We start from the raw sequence: 15,103 nt of genomic DNA on the forward strand, positions 1-15,103 counted from the left end.
TCGTGCCGATGCCGCATCGATGTCGGAGGGCGGCGGTACGCTGACGATATGTGCGGACGTTTTGTGGTGACGGAATCCTCCCAAGACCTGATCGAGCTCTTCGACATCGACCAGGCGGCAGCTGAACTCCCGGGGCCGTCGTACAACGTGCGGCCCACCGATCAGGTGCCGGTGATCCTCGAGTCCGCCAAGTCCGAGCCGGTCGTGCGTCGCCTCGAATCGGCCAGGTGGTCGCTCGTCCCCTCGTTCGCCAAGGAGTTGGCGAGCAAATACCCCACCTTCAACGCCCGCTCGGAGGAGGTCGCGAGCAAGGCGACGTTCGCCGCCTCCGTCGTCTCGCGTCGTGCCATCATCCCGGCCACCGGCTACTACGAATGGCACACGGAGGGGACGCAGAAGACGCCGTACTTCATCCACAGCGCGAGCGACGTCCCCATCGCGTTCGCCGGCCTGTACTCCTGGTGGAAGGACGAGTCGCTCCCACCGGAGGATCCCGCCCGCTGGGTGTTGAGCGCCACCATCCTGACGAGGGACGCCATCGGTGAGCTCGCCGGACTCCATCCCCGCACCCCGGTCATGCTGCCGCCCGAGTTCTGGGACACCTGGCTCGACCCGCACGAGCCGGGGGACCAGTCCTTCGTCGATGCTGCGGTGGACGCCTCGACCGACATGTTCGACGACCTCGTCTTCCATGAAGTGGGGCCGGTCAAGGATGATGGCCCTCAGCTCATCGAGCCCGTCGCAGGCTGAATCCGCCCGGCATCGGGCGCTCGACGCGGCTACCATCCAGGTATGGAAACCGTTTTTTCAATTCTCCACGTGGTGGGGGCCGTCTTCATCGTCGGGCCCATGGCCATCCTGCCGATGACCGCGATGCGCGCACTGCGGTCGGGTGCGCACGCCCAGGTGGCGGTCCTTGCCAAATCGACGATGATCTTCAGCTACCTGTCGCTCATCGTCTTCGTGCTGGGCTTCGGTCTGGTCGGCATGGCCGATCCCAAGTACCAGCTCTCGGTGACCACGCCGTGGGTGCTGTGGTCGATCATCCTGTACGTCATCGCGGTCGTGGTGAGCCTCGCGCTCGTCGTCCCGGCAATGCGTCGCGCGGCGGCGTCGGGCGCTGATGGCGGCACCGTCATCACGCGCTCTCCGGCGATCAGTGCCGGGTCTGGTGTGGTGAGCCTGCTGCTCGTCGTCGTGGTGGTGCTGATGGTCTGGAAGCCCTGAGCTTCGAGTAGCCAGACACAAAGAAGCCCCGGACCGAAGTCCGGGGCTTCTCTCATGTGGGGGCTGGAATGACCGGCCCGATCACATCGTCAGAATTTAGAGCGGGCGGATGTTCTCAGCCTGCAGGCCCTTGGGGCCACGAGCGGTCTCGAATTCGACCTTCTGGTTCTCCTCGAGCGAGCGGTAGCCGCTCGATGCGATGGCGGAGAAGTGAGCGAAGACGTCGGCGCTGCCGTCGTCAGGCGTGATGAATCCGAAACCCTTTTCGGCGTTGAACCACTTCACAGTTCCAGTTGACATGTATTCCTCTTTTCATGAGTGACCGTTCCCGACTTTCGGGAACGTTCGTCGCGGTGTTCTTTGTTCGCTCCTCAGAAAAGCGGCATCCCGTTCGGTAGGGAAGCTGCTTGAAATACCTGCGCAACACAACAACTCTTGTCCAAAGGTAGCCCATATCGCCTCGAAATAGGACTCAAACTGGTAACAAAAATCCAGACTTGTCATCCCGCGTCATACGAGTCCTGGGAATCGAGACTGCGAGTTTCTCGAATGTGCGGGAATTCATCAGGCGCTCGCTCTAGAGTGAGGGCATCTACAGAGCAGTTGCTCGAAACCCCGGCTGGGAAGTCGACATATATCCCCCGGAGTGAGCACATGTCCTTCGAAGCTACCCTCGGACCTGTTCGAACAACCACGCCCCGCATCGTCGGGGCCCCCAACGCCACGAGCACGTATTCGGCTCTGTTGAAGACGGTGCGCGACGCAGGGTTGCTTCGCAGACACCGGACGTTCTACATCCTGACGTTCTCGTTCCTCGTGATCGCGCTGCTCGGCTGCGTCACCGGATTCATCCTCCTGCGGGAGTCCTGGTTCCAGCTGCTCATCGCTGGGGCGCTCGGCATCGTGCTCACGCAGTTCGCCTTCCTGGCGCACGAGGCGTCGCACCGTCAGGTCTTCGAATCCGGGCCGGCCAATGACCGCGCGGGTCGTTTCCTCGCGGCTGGCATCGTCGGCATCAGCTACTCGTGGTGGATGACGAAGCACACGCGTCACCACGCCAACCCGAACACGGTCGGCAAGGACCCCGACATCGAGATCGACACGATCTCCTTCATCGAGGAGGACGCCGCAAAGGCCAAGGGCTTCCAGGCGCTCATCACACGGAAGCAGGGATACCTGTTCTTCCCGCTCCTGATGCTCGAGGGGCTCAACCTGCACGTCTTGTCCTTCAAGACGCTCTTCGGCCCGGGCAAGGTCAACGGCCGCGCCGTCGAGATCAGCATGGTCGTGGCCCGCATCAGCCTCTACGTCGCCGCCATCTTCCTCTTCCTGCCGCTCGGTATGGCGTTCGCCTTCATCGGTGTCCAGCTCGCCGTCTTCGGCGTCTACATGGGCGCATCGTTCGCTCCCAACCACAAGGGCATGCCGATCATCCCCGCCGGCAGCAAGGTCGACTTCCTCCGCAAGCAGGTGCTCACCTCCCGCAACATCAAGGGGTTCGGCATGGCGACGTTCATGGGTGGGCTCAACTACCAGATCGAGCACCACCTCTTCCCGAACATGCCTCGTCCGCACCTCGCGCAGGCTCGTCTCATCGTCCAGGAGCACTGCGAGACGCAGCAGATCCCGTACACCGAGACCACGCTGCTGAAGTCCTACGGCATCGTCATCGAGTACCTGAACCGCGTCGGCTTGTCCGCGAGGGATCCCTTCGACTGCCCGATGGTCAATCAGTACAGACGCCCGTAGCGGCGGGGCGCCTGCAAGGGCCGCTCGAACGACAGAAACGCGGTGCACCGGCTCAGCCGATGCACCGCGTTCCGTCTGTCGGCGTGCTGCCCGATCAGACCTCGAGCGTGTCGAACGGTTCGAGGCCGTAGAACACGCCGCCGCCCTGCTCGGTCGCCCACTGGATGCGACCGTTCGACATCGCCTTGCCAGCCGTGGACAGCACCATCTCGTGGGTTGAGAAGGAACGCTTCGGTGCAACGGCCAGCACGTAGTCGATCGTCTCGGCGATCTTCAGCCAGGGGGCGCCGGCCGGCACTGCGAGCAGGTCGACCTCGACGCCCTCCGGAATGGTGAAGGAGTCTCCGCCGTAGTAGAGCGTGTCGTTCACGAGCACGCCGACGTTGTCGACCACGGGGATCGAGGAGTGGATGACGGCGTGCTTCTCGCCGAAGAAGCGGAGCGTGAACGGACCGGCCGTGACCGTGTCTCCGTGGGCGACGGTCTGCACGGCGAAGCCGGAGGCGGCCGCGGCGACGCCGGCTGGAGCGTAGATCGGGATACCGGGGCTCTTCGCGAGGATGCGCTCGAGCTGCTCAGGTGTCCAGTGGTCCTGGTGCTCGTGGGTGATGACGATGGCGACGGCCTGGCCGCCGTCGGTGATCGGGGTGGTGAACGAACCCGGATCGATGTAGAGCTTCTTCCCCGACTCTTCGAGGACGAGGGCGGCGTGTTCGAGTTTCGTCAATTTCATACTCCGAGTGAATACCCATCCGCCTGTGGGCGGCAAGCCTGCGGGCGGAGTTCGCAGCTGACGTCGAGCGATGCGGCCAGTCATCCGGTGACGGCGACGGTTTCCGGTCAGAATTCCTGTCAGAATCGGGCTGTGACCCAGCCACCTGGACGCATCGGCGTCGCCATCAACCCGCAGGCGTCCTTCGGGGCGACCACCGATGTCGGGCCGCGCGTCGTGACCACGTTGCGGCAGGACGGATACGAGGTCGTGCAGCTTGCTGAAGCCGATCTGGAGGGCTTGCGCGCTTCGGTCGTCCGCGAAGTGGCGAACGGGCTCGACGCGCTCGTTGTCGTCGGTGGAGACGGGATGGTGAGTCTGGCGGTGTCCATCGTCCACGGCACGCAGCTTCCGTTCGGCATCGTTCCGTCCGGGACGGGCAACGACGTCGCGAAAGGACTCGGCATCCCGCTCGGTGACACTGAGGCGGCACTGGCGCATCTCCGTGATGCGCTGCGGAAGGAACCACGGGTGATCGATGCCGGTCGAGTGCGGCACGCGGGGGACACCGTGTGGTTCGCCGGTGTGCTCTCCGCCGGGTTCGACGCGCTCGTGAACGAGCGCGCGAACCTCCTGCGCTGGCCGCGTGGCAAACGCAGGTACACGATCGCGTTGCTCGTCGAGTTGTTGCGCCTGCGACCGAGGACCTACCGGCTGGTGGTCGACGGCGTCGCTGAAACGGTCGATGCGGTGCTCATCTCGGTCGCGAACAACACCTCCATCGGGGGAGGGATGCTCATCGCCCCGGATGCGTCCCTCGACGACGGACAACTCGACCTCTTCATCGTCCGCCCCGTGTCGCGGCTGAAGTTCCTGCGGCTCTTCCCCAAGGTGTTCTCGGGTACGCACACGGGACTCGACGTCGTTCAGCTGCGACGGGTGCGCTCCGTGTCTCTGGAGGCCGACGGCGTCACGGCGTACGCGGATGGCGAGCGGGTCGGTCCGCTCCCGGCCCAGGTCGACGTCATCCCGGCTTCGCTGCGCGTATTCGGCTGAATTCCACTCCTGATCCGGTGTTCCGTCGTCGCCGTCCCGCTCGATTTTGTACCCGCTTGCCGGGTGTGGCATACTCGTATCGTTGTTCCGGCCCCATCGTTTAGCGGCCTAGGACACCGCCCTCTCACGGCGGCAGCACGGGTTCAAATCCCGTTGGGGTCACACAAACAACAGCCCGGTTCCTCTCTGCGAGGAACCGGGCTGTTGTGCGTTTGGCGCAGGATGGCCGCGCGGTCCCTGTAGAATGGCCGGAGCGAAGGGGAGTATCCCAATTCGCCGTGTCCGTCAGGACGGGTCGCAGCGTTGGGATCCCGGGCACGGTGGCGACTGCAGAGTCGCGGGAGAGACGTTCGATCATTCGACGTACCTCCAACTCGAAAGGTTCCGCATGGAACTCGAACTCCCCGTCTGGTTTGAAATCGGCTCGCTCGTTGTGCTCGTGCTGATTCTCGTGGCCGACCTCTTGATCGTCTACAAGCGGCCGCACATCCCCTCCACCAAGGAATCGACCCTCTGGGTCGTGTTCTACGTGGGACTGGCGCTGATCTTCGCGCTGCTCCTGCTGATCTTCGCCGGCGGTGAATGGTCAGGGCAGTTCCTGGCGGGCTGGCTGACCGAGTACAGCCTCTCGATCGACAACCTGTTCGTGTTCGTGATCATCATGAGCCGCTTCTCGGTGCCCCGGAAGTATCAGCAGGAAGTCCTGATGGTTGGCATCATCGTCGCGCTCGTGCTGCGGGCGATCTTCATCATCGCCGGTGCCGCGTTCATCGAGGCCTTCTCCTTCATCTTCTACATCTTCGGGCTCTTCCTCCTCTACACGGCGTGGAAGCAGGCGTTCGGGCACAACGAGGACGCCGAGGACGGCGAGACGCGACTCGTGGTCTTCCTCCGCAAGCGCATCGCGCTGACCCCCGACTTCCACGGTTCCAAGGTTCGTGTCGTCGTCGACGGCAAGAAGTTCTGGACGCCCATGGTCATCGTGTTCATCGCGATCGGCACCACCGACCTCATCTTCGCGATCGACTCGATCCCGGCCATCTTCGGCATCACCCAGAGCCCGTTCATCGTGTTCACCGCGAACCTGTTCGCACTGATGGGTCTGCGCCAGCTCTACTTCCTCCTCGGCGGTCTGCTCGATCGGCTGGTGTACCTCAAGTACGGCATCGCGTTCATCCTCGGGTTCATCGGCATCAAGCTCTTCCTGCACGCGATGCACGTCAACGAGCTGCCGTTCATCAACGGCGGCGAGCACATCGACTGGGCCCCGGAGATCAACACCTGGACCTCGCTCGCCGTCATCATCGGCGCGATGGCGGTTGCAACCGTCGCCAGTTTGATCAAGTCGGCACGCGACGCGAAGAAGGTCGGCGTCTCAGGGGAGTGATACTCTGGACCGGTGTTGTTCGGGCTGCTTCTCCTTCGCTGCCGCGACGAGGCCTAGTTCACAGGCTGCCCTCGTCGCGGAGGTTGCCGATGCCTGACCACTCATCGTTTGAAGGAATCTCACGCAATGTCACAGGACACTTTTGACGGCCAGAGCACCCGTACTCTGACCGACGCCCCCCGCACGCTGGCTGAGAAGGTCTGGGATGACCACCTCGTCGTGAAGGGCGAGGACGGCACTCCCGACCTGATCTACATCGATCTGCACCTCGTGCACGAGGTCACGAGCCCACAGGCGTTCGACGGTCTGCGCATGGCAGACCGCGGCCTGCGTCGCCTCGATCTGACGATCGCCACGGAAGACCACAACACGCCGACCCTCGGCATCGACAAGCCCATCGCGGACCTGACGAGCCGCACCCAGATCGAGACGTTGCGGAAGAACGCCGACGAGTTCGGTGTCCGCATCCACTCGCTGGGCGACATCGAGCAGGGCATCGTGCACGTCGTCGGTCCGCAGCTCGGGCTGACCATGCCGGGCATCACCGTCGTCTGCGGTGACTCGCACACGTCCACGCACGGCGCGTTCGGTGCGATGGCGTTCGGCATCGGCACGAGCGAGGTGGAGCACGTCATGGCCACCCAGACGCTGCCGCTCAAGCCGTTCAAGACCATGGCCATCACGGTCGAGGGCACGCTTCGCCCCGGTGTCACGGCGAAGGACATCATCCTCGCCGTCATCGCCAAGATCGGTACGGGAGGCGGCCAGGGCTACGTGCTCGAATACCGCGGCTCCGCAATCCGTGCGCTCTCCATGGAGGGCCGCATGACGATCTGCAACATGTCGATCGAGGCAGGTGCGCGTGCCGGCATGGTTGCGCCGGACCAGACGACCTACGACTACCTCGAAGGCCGTCCACACGCGCCACAGGGCGCCGACTGGGACGAAGCAGTCGCATACTGGAACACGCTGCCGACGGACGAGGGCGCCGTGTTCGACGCCGAGGTCTTCCTCGACGCGAACGAGCTGGAACCCTTCGTCACCTGGGGCACGAACCCGGGCCAGGGCGTCTCGCTGAGCGACGCGGTCCCCGACCCGGCAGCCATGACTGACGCGAACGACCGCGCTGCGGCCGAGCGTGCGCTCGAATACATGGACCTCACGGCCGGAACGCCGATGAAGGACATCCCGGTCGACGCCGTGTTCATGGGCTCCTGCACCAACTCGCGCATCGAGGACCTGCGGGCGTTCGCCTCGGTCGTAGCCGGCAAGCAGAAGGCAGACGGTGTCCGCGTGATGGTGGTCCCGGGTTCCGCCCGTGTCCGCCTGGAGGCCGAAGCAGAGGGACTCGACAAGATCATCACCGCGTTCGGCGCCGAGTGGCGGTTCGCCGGCTGCTCGATGTGTCTCGGCATGAACCCGGACCAGTTGGCTCCGGGGGAGCGCTGCGCGTCCACTTCCAACCGCAACTTCGAAGGCCGTCAGGGCAAGGGCGGTCGCACGCACCTGGTGTCGCCGCTCGTCGCGGCGGCCACCGCCATCCGCGGCACGCTGTCCAGCCCGGCCGACCTGGCGGACGATGCCAGCCGGGGCGTGTCCCACGACGCCAAGGAAGAGGTCTCGGCCTGATGGACAAGTTCACCACCGTGACCGGGATCGCCGCTCCGCTGCGCCGCTCCAACGTCGACACCGACCAGATCATCCCGGCCGTCTACCTCAAGCGAGTCACGAAGACGGGCTTCGACGACGCCCTGTTCGCCGCCTGGCGTCAGGACCCGGAGTTCATCCTCAACCAGCCTGCGTACCAGGGCGTCAGCGTCCTCGTCGCCGGCCACGACTTCGGCACGGGTTCGAGCCGCGAACACGCCGTCTGGGCACTCCGCGACTTCGGTTTCAAGGTCGTCATCTCCTCCCGCTTCGGCGACATCTTCCGTGGCAACTCGGGCAAGCAGGGCCTCCTGGCAGCCCAGGTCACCGAAGCAGACCTCGAACGCCTCTGGCAGGCGCTCGAAGCCCAGCCGGGTGTCGAGGCCGTCGTCAACCTGATCGACCGAACCGCCACGGTCGGCGACCTCACGGTTTCCTTCGAGGTCGACGACTACACTCGTTGGCGGCTCATCGAAGGTCTCGACGACATCGGCCTGACGCTCCGCAGCGAGGAGCGGATCTCCGAATTCGAAGCGAAGCGCCCGAACTGGTTGCCGCGCACGATCCCCGCCAAGTGACCAGACCGGTCACGTAGCAAGACTGAAGGTACAGATTTGAATTCACTCGTTCAGGCGTCACACGCAGCCGGCTCACAAGTCGGCCTCGACGTCGACCGCATCACGATCAACGGCGGCATCCCGCTGTCCGGTCGGATCGAGGTCAAGGGTGCCAAGAACCTCGTGACCAAGGCGATGGTGGCTTCGCTGCTCGGCGAGAGCGCGAGCGTGCTGCGGAACGTCCCGAACATCAGTGATGTCCGGGTCGTCCGCTCGCTCCTCGAGATCCACGGCGTCGACGTCTCGGAGGGCGACAACCCGAACGAGCTCCGGCTCGACCCGAGCAACGTCGAATCGGCGCACATGGAGGAGATCGACGCGCACGCCGGCTTCTCCCGCATTCCGATCCTGTTCTGCGGTCCGCTCCTGCACCGCCTGGGCGCTGCGTTCATCCCCGACCTCGGCGGCTGCCGCATCGGCGACCGGCCCATCGACTTCCACCTCGACGCGCTCCGCAAGTTCGGCGCCGTCGTCGAGAAGCTGCCGCAGGGCATCCGTCTCTCCGCCCCCAACGGGCTCCACGGCACGACCGTGCACCTCCCATACCCGAGCGTCGGCGCCACCGAGCAGGTACTGCTCACGGCCGTCCGCGCGAAGGGCACCACGGAGCTGAAGAACGCCGCCATCGAGCCCGAGATCATGGACTTGATCGCCGTGCTGCAGAAGATGGGCGCCATCATCTCCTACGAGCCAAACCGGGTCATCGTCATCGAGGGCGTCGACCGTCTCGAGGGCTACGACCACACGGCCATCTGCGACCGCAACGAGGCCGCCAGCTGGGCTTCCGCAGCACTCGCGACCGACGGCGACGTCTTCGTCGGCGGCGCGAAGCAGCAGGACATGATGACGTTCCTGAACATCTTCCGGAAGGCCGGCGGCGGCTTCGACATCGCCGACGACGGCATCCGCTTCTACCGCAAGGGCGAACTGAAGCCCGTCGTCATCGAGACCGACGTGCACCCCGGCTTTATGACGGACTGGCAGCAGCCGCTCATCGTCGCGCTCACGCAGGCGAAGGGCGAGTCGATCGTCCACGAGACCGTGTACGAGAACCGCTTCGGCTTCACCGACGCGCTCAACTCCATGGGCGCGAACATCGTGGTGCACCCGAACGGCCTCCAGGGCACGCCTCGCCGTGTTCCCCGTCGGAACCTCGAGCAGGCCGCCGTCATCAACGGTCCGACCCCGCTCCACGGCGCCGACATCGAGGTCCCAGACCTCCGCGGCGGATTCAGCCACCTCATCGCCGCACTGACGGCCGAGGGGAAGTCCACGGTCAGCAACGTCGGCATCATCAGCCGCGGCTACGAGAACTTCATCACGAAGCTGCAGCAGCTGGGCGCCGACTTCGTCCTCGAAGCAGAGTAGCGGTGGTCGAGCGCGCGCCGGAGGGGGCGTCTGCGGGGGCTTCCGAAGGATCATCAGACTCGTCTCGGTCGCTCGAAACGGCCGGGGCGACGTCGAGCCGGGAGAAGACCCGACCGTCGATCTACTGGCTGCTCTCGGCGATCGCGCTGCCGCCGTTCTCCGCGCTCGTCAAGCTCCGCATCCGGCACGGTGAGAAGCTGCCGATGTCCGGGCCGTTCATCCTGGCGCCGAACCACGACAGCGAGTTCGACCCGCTCGTTATGGGCGTCGCCGTGTGGAAGCTCGGTCGTGCGCCGCGGTTCATGGCCAAGGCGAGCCTGTTCAAGATCCCGGTGGTCGGTTGGCTCCTGAAGAAAGCCGGTCAGATCCCGGTCGAACGGCAGGGCTCGACGCGCGGACACGACCCGGTGTCCGCCGCCGCGCAACTCGTCGAGCACGGACAGGGCGTCATCGTGTACCCGGAGGGCTCGCTCACCAGGGACCCGGACTTCTGGCCGATGCGCGGCAAGACGGGCGCCGTGCGCATCGCACTCACCCACGGTCTGCCGATCATCCCCGCCGCGCACTGGGGAACACAGCAGGTCATGCCGCGGTACGGCAAGCTGAGCCTCTTCCCGCGGAAGCTGGTCGAGGTCGCGATCGGCGACCCGGTCGACCTCTCGGCGTTCGAGGGGCTCCCGCTAGACTCGAAAACGCTGAACGGCGCGACCGAGGTCGTGATGCAGGCGATCACGGTGCTGTGCGAGGAACTCCGGGGCGAGAAAGCCCCAGCCGAACGCTGGGACCCGAGCAAGCATCATCAGAAGGAGACGGGCCGTTTTGAGTCGTAAGACCAGTCGGGCGAGCATCGCCCCCAAGGTGACCGTCCTCGGCGCCGGGAGTTGGGGAACGACGTTCGGCAAGATCCTGGCCGACGGCGGCGCGGACGTCACGATGTGGGCGCGCCGTCCGGAACTCGCACGCGAGATCGCCGAGGCGAAGCGCAACAGCGACTACCTGCCAGGCATCAACCTGCCCCAGCGGATGACGGCGACGTCGAGCCTCGTCGAGGCGCTCACGGATGCGCCGGTCGTATTCGTGTCCGTGCCCAGCCAGTCGCTCCGCGACAACCTGATCGCGGTGCGTCCGCACCTCGCGCCGGACGCCATCGTCGTTTCGCTCATGAAGGGCGTCGAACGCCGCAGCGGATCGCGGATGAGCGAGGTGATCCGCGAGTCGCTCGACATCGATCCGGCCAGGATCGCGGTCGCATCCGGTCCGAACCTCGCGCTCGAGATCGCCAGGGAGCAGCCGACGGCCGCCGTCATCTCCTCGGAGAGCATCGAAACGGCGCAGGCCGTCGCGCTCCTGGCGCGGAACCGGTACTTCCGCAGTTTTGTGAACACCGACGTGATCGGGACCGAGTTCGGCGGGGTCCTCAAAAACCTCATCGCCGTGGCGATCGGCATCGTCGACGGTGTCGGCTACGGCGAGAACACGAAGGCGTCGATCATCACGCGCGGCCTTGTGGAGATGACAGACTTCGCAGTCGCCCACGGCGCGCAGGCCGAGACGCTGTCCGGCCTCGCTGGTCTCGGTGACCTCATCGCGACCTGCCAGTCCCCGCTCTCACGAAACAACACCGCCGGGCGGCTGCTCGGCCAGGGCTACAAGTTCGACGATGTCGTCAAACAGATGCAACAGACGGCAGAGGGGCTCGCATCGGTTGCGCCGGTGCTCGAACTCGCTCGTGCGAAGGGCGTGTCGATGCCGATCGTCGAACAGGTCAAGCAGGTGCTCGACGGCACGCTCGACCCGAAGGACATCGCGCCGCACCTCACAACAGATGACGGCGAACCCCAAGGGGAGAGGACGAACGATGACGGACAAGACCGTAGTGGTGGTGCTGTTTGGCGGTCGGTCAAGCGAGCATTCAATCAGTTGCGCGACGGCGGGCGGGGTCCTCGCAGCGATTGATCGGGACCGCTATGAGGTCATCCCGGTCGGCATCACCCACGCCGGGGAGTACGTCCTCGAAGTGGACGACCCCGCACGGTTCACCCTCGATCCGGCCGACCTGCCTCAGGTCGACGATTCCCGTCCGCGCGTGCGCTGGCCGGAGCGCGTCGGGAATCGTTCGCTGAGCATCGTCGACGAGTCGGGCGCCGCGCGTGAGCTTGGCCCCGTCGACATCGTGTTCCCGATCCTCCACGGCCGGTTCGGCGAGGACGGCACGGTGCAGGGCATGCTCGACCTCGTCGATCTGCCGTTCGTCGGGTCCGGGGTGCTCGCATCCTCTCTCGGGATGGACAAGCACTACACGAAGACCGTGCTGCAGGCCGCGGGTATCGCCGTTGCGCCCTGGGTGCGGTTCACCGCGTACGAGTGGGCGAACGATCCCGAAGCCGTGACCGCCTCCATCGCCTCGCTCGGGCTGCCGGCGTTTGTGAAGCCGGCCCGCGCTGGGTCGAGCGTCGGCGTGAGCAAGATCTCGAGTGTCGAGGAGTTCGCGGCGGCTGCCGAGATCGCCTTGGCGGAGGACTCTTCGGTGCTGGTCGAGACCGGGATCGTCGGTCGTGAGGTTGAACTCGCGGTGCTCGAATCCCTCCAGGGTGAGCCGATCCGCACCTCCGTGGCCGGTGAGGTCGTGGTGAGCGGTCGTGACTTCTACGACTTCGACGCCAAGTACCTCGACGCGCCGGGCATCGACCTCGTGTGCCCGGCCGATCTCACCCCGGCGCAGCTTGCCGAGATGCAGGACCTGTCACGCCGTGCATTCGAGGCTCTCGGATGCTTGAGTCTCGCCCGTGTCGACTTCTTCCTCACGGCCGACGGATTCGTCGTCAACGAGGTCAACACGATGCCGGGCTTCACGCCGATCTCGATGTTCCCGAGCTGCTGGTTGGCGTCCGGCCTGAGCTACCCCGAGCTCATCACCGAGCTCATCGAGGTCGCGCGAGCCCGTAGCTGACGCCTGGCGCTGGCCCTCGTCGCTGGTCCTCTGCTGTTGACCTCGGTCGCTGGCCTTCGGTCACTGGCCCCGAGGTCGCAGTCCTGACCCGCCGTACCTCCGTCGTCCACGCATCGCGCATAACTCCTTCGATCTGAAGCACCATCCGACAGCGCCCCCGGAATTCCGGGGCTGCCGGTTTCGGCCGAGCAGATTTGAAGGAGTTGTGCTCGACGACGCCGGTGGGGTGGCGACTAGCCGTCGGTGGGGATGGGGGCGGGCTCCGGCAGGTCGCTGGCGCCGGTGCACTTGCCCGTGATTGGCAACACCGACACGGCGGGACCGAGGTCGGCGAGGACCGTGCTGCTCGCGACCTTGTTCGAATCCATCACGAGTTCGACCGCCGGGGTGCGACCGTAGGTCGTGAAACGGTACTGCGGCTTCTGACTGTCGTCGATGATCCAGTCGACGCCGTTGACCGTCTGGCACTGCAGCGTGGTCGGACCGGGGACCGCGACACCGCAGTGCAGCAGGATCTCTGCGGGATCACCCCACGCACCGGTCGCCTGCGCGTCGGTCTGCCGTTCGGGCAGATCGGCGACGACGTCGGGCAATCGGACGGTCACCTCGGCGCATTTCGCGTTGTTGGCGTCGGCCGCCGGCTGCATGGCGACGATGGGTGCGCACCCGGTGAGGAGCAGTGCCGCTGCGGCGGCCGCGGTGGCGAGGGCAGCGGTGAGGAGGCGATTCTTGGACATCGTCTTTCAGGCTACCGTTGATCGTATGACCGAGGCTGTGAACACGACCGAATCGATGCGAGCGGTCCCGACGGTTGGCGACCTCGGCGAGGCGGAACTGCTCGCCAGGATCTTCCCTCGCTTGCCGCGCGCGGCGGGAGAGCTCCTCGGCCCAGGCGACGATGCGGCCGTGGTCTCCGTCCCGGACGGTCGTCTTGTGGTGACGACAGACACGATGATCCACGGACCGGACTTCCGTCTCGCGTGGTCGAGTGCACACGACCTGGGCTGGAAGGCCGCCGCGACGAACCTCGCGGACATCGCTGCGATGGGAGCGAGTCCGACCGCACTGGTCGTCGCCCTCGCGATGCCGAAGTGGCTGCCGGTCGCCGTGCTCGACGGGTTCTCCGACGGGCTGCGCGACGCATGCGAGGCGCTGACCGATGGCTGTGGTGTGGTCGGCGGGGATCTCGCGGTGTCGGAGACGTTCACGATCGCGATCACCGCGTTCGGCGATCTCGGCGGACGGGCTCCCGTGCTGCGATCAGGCGCCCATGTCGGCGATGTCGTTGCGGTCGCAGGACCGCTCGGCGCGGCAGCTGCCGGGCTGCGCCTGCTGTTCACGCTCGGCGTCGACGAGGACGGGACGCCGTCGGCCGAGCGCGCGGAGGAGTTGCGTTCGACACGTGAGTCGGACGTCCTGCCTCAGCTGAAGCCGTCACCGCCGATCAGGGCCGGAGTCATCGCCGCCGATGCCGGGGCGACGGCGATGCTCGACCTCTCCGACGGTTTGGCGCTCGACGCCAGACGCCTCGCGAACGCGAGCGGTGTCGCCATCCGGTTCGACTCGTCGCTCCTCGGAGACGACGTGCAGACGGCCCTCGCCGGCGGCGAGGACCACTCGCTGCTCGCGATGTTCCCGGCCGGGACAGAGCTCCCGGAGCCGTTCCGTCGCATCGGGATCGTCGAGGCCGGTGCCGGGGTGCACGTCGATGACGCGCCATACCTCGGCGCGGGCGGATGGGACCCCTACCGCGACTGGAACGATCAGGCGGGCTGAACCCACCAGACGAGTGTCTCGCCGTAGGTGCTCTTCTTCAGCAGTTCGAGCTCCGGCGGCAGCTGCGGCTCGGGGGAGCGGGAGCTGCGTTCGACGAGCAGGATCCCGTCGGGGGCGATGAGCGTGCCGAGGGCCTGGAGGTTCGACGTCAGTTCGGCTTCCGGCAGGTCGTAGGGCGGGTCGACGAAGACGAGGTCGAATGGCACCGTCGCTCCGGCGAGGTAGGCGCCGACGGATTGGGCGTGCACGGTGATCCGAGGCGTCGCGCTCTTCGGGGCCGCGGCACTGACGATCTTGGCGTTGCTGCGGCAGACCTTCGCGGCGTCCGCCGAGCGATCGACGAAGACGGCAGAGACGGCGCCCCTGCTGACCGCCTCCAGGCCCAGCGCGCCGGAACCCGAGTACAGGTCGAGGACCTCTGCGCCGTCCATGGCGTCGCGTGCTTCGAGTGCGGAGAAGAGCGCCTCGCGCACGCGGTCGCTCGTGGGGCGTGTTCCGCTGTTCGGGACGCGGATCGTGAGCGAACCGGCAAATCCCGAGATGATCCTGATACCGGCCATCCGTCCATCCTTGCAGTCGGAGTGCGAGATCGCCAACGCGGTATCCCGGCGCCA

At 65.9% G+C, this 15,103-nt stretch carries 16 protein-coding genes and 1 tRNA gene; 13 read left to right on the forward strand and 4 right to left on the reverse strand.

The features are described from left to right. Window positions 1-48 precede the first annotated feature (48 nt). Together ACL9RL_RS16965 and ACL9RL_RS16970 are read left to right on the forward strand one after the other, a co-directional pair. A complete protein-coding gene (locus ACL9RL_RS16965) occupies window positions 49-750 on the forward strand; it encodes an SOS response-associated peptidase (RefSeq protein WP_422781465.1) in 702 nt (233 codons plus the stop codon). A gap of 42 nt (window positions 751-792) precedes the next feature. Further along, entirely contained in the window at window positions 793-1,227 is a 435-nt protein-coding gene (locus tag ACL9RL_RS16970) for a DUF2269 family protein (RefSeq protein WP_422781466.1), read from the forward strand. A 96-nt stretch (window positions 1,228-1,323) separates the two neighbouring features. Here the strand turns inward: ACL9RL_RS16970 and ACL9RL_RS16975 are convergent, their stop codons facing one another. Next, the gene (locus tag ACL9RL_RS16975) at window positions 1,324-1,527 is read right to left on the reverse strand and encodes a cold-shock protein (protein ID WP_422781467.1); all 204 of its coding nucleotides are present in this window, start codon (window positions 1,525-1,527) and stop codon (window positions 1,324-1,326) included. Between the two features lie 354 nt (window positions 1,528-1,881). Here ACL9RL_RS16975 and ACL9RL_RS16980 point away from each other — a divergent pair, with 354 nt between their 5' ends. Further along, window positions 1,882-2,976, forward strand: coding sequence for a fatty acid desaturase family protein (locus tag ACL9RL_RS16980; protein ID WP_422781468.1), 1,095 nt, complete (start codon window positions 1,882-1,884; stop codon window positions 2,974-2,976). A 94-nt stretch (window positions 2,977-3,070) separates the two neighbouring features. Here ACL9RL_RS16980 and ACL9RL_RS16985 read toward each other — a convergent pair whose 3' ends face one another. After that, complete coding sequence (locus ACL9RL_RS16985; RefSeq protein ID WP_422781469.1) at window positions 3,071-3,709, reverse strand: MBL fold metallo-hydrolase; 639 nt, start codon at window positions 3,707-3,709, stop codon at window positions 3,071-3,073. 132 nt (window positions 3,710-3,841) lie between these two features. Between ACL9RL_RS16985 and ACL9RL_RS16990 the strand changes: the two genes are divergently transcribed. The 9 genes from ACL9RL_RS16990 to ACL9RL_RS17030 all read left to right on the forward strand — a co-directional run bounded on the left by ACL9RL_RS16990 (window position 3,842) and on the right by ACL9RL_RS17030 (window position 12,713). Then, window positions 3,842-4,744, forward strand: coding sequence for a diacylglycerol kinase family protein (locus ACL9RL_RS16990; protein WP_422781470.1), 903 nt, complete (start codon window positions 3,842-3,844; stop codon window positions 4,742-4,744). A gap of 89 nt (window positions 4,745-4,833) precedes the next feature. Next, window positions 4,834-4,906: transfer RNA gene (locus ACL9RL_RS16995), tRNA-Glu, on the forward strand. Between the two features lie 226 nt (window positions 4,907-5,132). Next, a complete protein-coding gene (locus ACL9RL_RS17000) occupies window positions 5,133-6,131 on the forward strand; it encodes a TerC family protein (protein ID WP_422781471.1) in 999 nt (332 codons plus the stop codon). Window positions 6,132-6,257: 126 nt separating this feature from the next. After that, complete coding sequence (leuC, locus tag ACL9RL_RS17005; RefSeq protein WP_422781472.1) at window positions 6,258-7,760, forward strand: 3-isopropylmalate dehydratase large subunit; 1,503 nt, start codon at window positions 6,258-6,260, stop codon at window positions 7,758-7,760. Beyond that, window positions 7,760-8,356, forward strand: a complete 597-nt coding sequence (gene leuD, locus ACL9RL_RS17010) for a 3-isopropylmalate dehydratase small subunit (RefSeq protein WP_422781473.1) — start codon at window positions 7,760-7,762, stop codon at window positions 8,354-8,356. Before leuC ends, leuD begins: the two co-directional genes overlap by 1 nt. 36 nt (window positions 8,357-8,392) lie before the next feature. Next, entirely contained in the window at window positions 8,393-9,763 is a 1,371-nt protein-coding gene (murA, locus tag ACL9RL_RS17015; RefSeq protein ID WP_422781474.1) for a UDP-N-acetylglucosamine 1-carboxyvinyltransferase, read from the forward strand. Between the two features lie 119 nt (window positions 9,764-9,882). Then, entirely contained in the window at window positions 9,883-10,593 is a 711-nt protein-coding gene (locus ACL9RL_RS17020) for a lysophospholipid acyltransferase family protein (RefSeq protein ID WP_422781550.1), read from the forward strand. Beyond that, complete coding sequence (locus ACL9RL_RS17025) at window positions 10,583-11,719, forward strand: NAD(P)H-dependent glycerol-3-phosphate dehydrogenase (protein ID WP_422781475.1); 1,137 nt, start codon at window positions 10,583-10,585, stop codon at window positions 11,717-11,719. Before ACL9RL_RS17020 ends, ACL9RL_RS17025 begins: the two co-directional genes overlap by 11 nt. Continuing rightward, the gene (locus ACL9RL_RS17030) at window positions 11,622-12,713 is read left to right on the forward strand and encodes a D-alanine--D-alanine ligase family protein (RefSeq protein WP_422781476.1); all 1,092 of its coding nucleotides are present in this window, start codon (window positions 11,622-11,624) and stop codon (window positions 12,711-12,713) included. The genes ACL9RL_RS17025 and ACL9RL_RS17030 overlap by 98 nt, the downstream gene beginning before the upstream one ends. Before the next feature lie 233 nt (window positions 12,714-12,946). On the opposite strand, the gene ACL9RL_RS17035 is transcribed toward ACL9RL_RS17030, so the two are convergent. Beyond that, window positions 12,947-13,450 carry a DUF3515 family protein gene (locus ACL9RL_RS17035; RefSeq protein WP_422781477.1) on the reverse strand — a complete coding sequence of 168 codons (504 nt, stop codon included), beginning with the start codon at window positions 13,448-13,450 and terminating at the stop codon, window positions 12,947-12,949. 25 nt (window positions 13,451-13,475) lie between these two features. Between ACL9RL_RS17035 and thiL the strand changes: the two genes are divergently transcribed. After that, window positions 13,476-14,489 (forward strand): thiamine-phosphate kinase, encoded by a 1,014-nt coding sequence (gene thiL, locus ACL9RL_RS17040; RefSeq protein WP_422781478.1) that lies wholly within the window; start codon window positions 13,476-13,478, stop codon window positions 14,487-14,489. Here the strand turns inward: thiL and rsmD are convergent. Beyond that, the gene (gene rsmD, locus ACL9RL_RS17045; protein WP_422781479.1) at window positions 14,477-15,049 is read right to left on the reverse strand and encodes a 16S rRNA (guanine(966)-N(2))-methyltransferase RsmD; all 573 of its coding nucleotides are present in this window, start codon (window positions 15,047-15,049) and stop codon (window positions 14,477-14,479) included. The genes thiL and rsmD overlap by 13 nt on opposite strands. Window positions 15,050-15,103: the final 54 nt, after the last annotated feature.

The sequence above is a fragment of the Plantibacter sp. Mn2098 genome, from assembly GCF_049319745.1.
GTDB lineage: Bacteria > Actinomycetota > Actinomycetes > Actinomycetales > Microbacteriaceae > Plantibacter.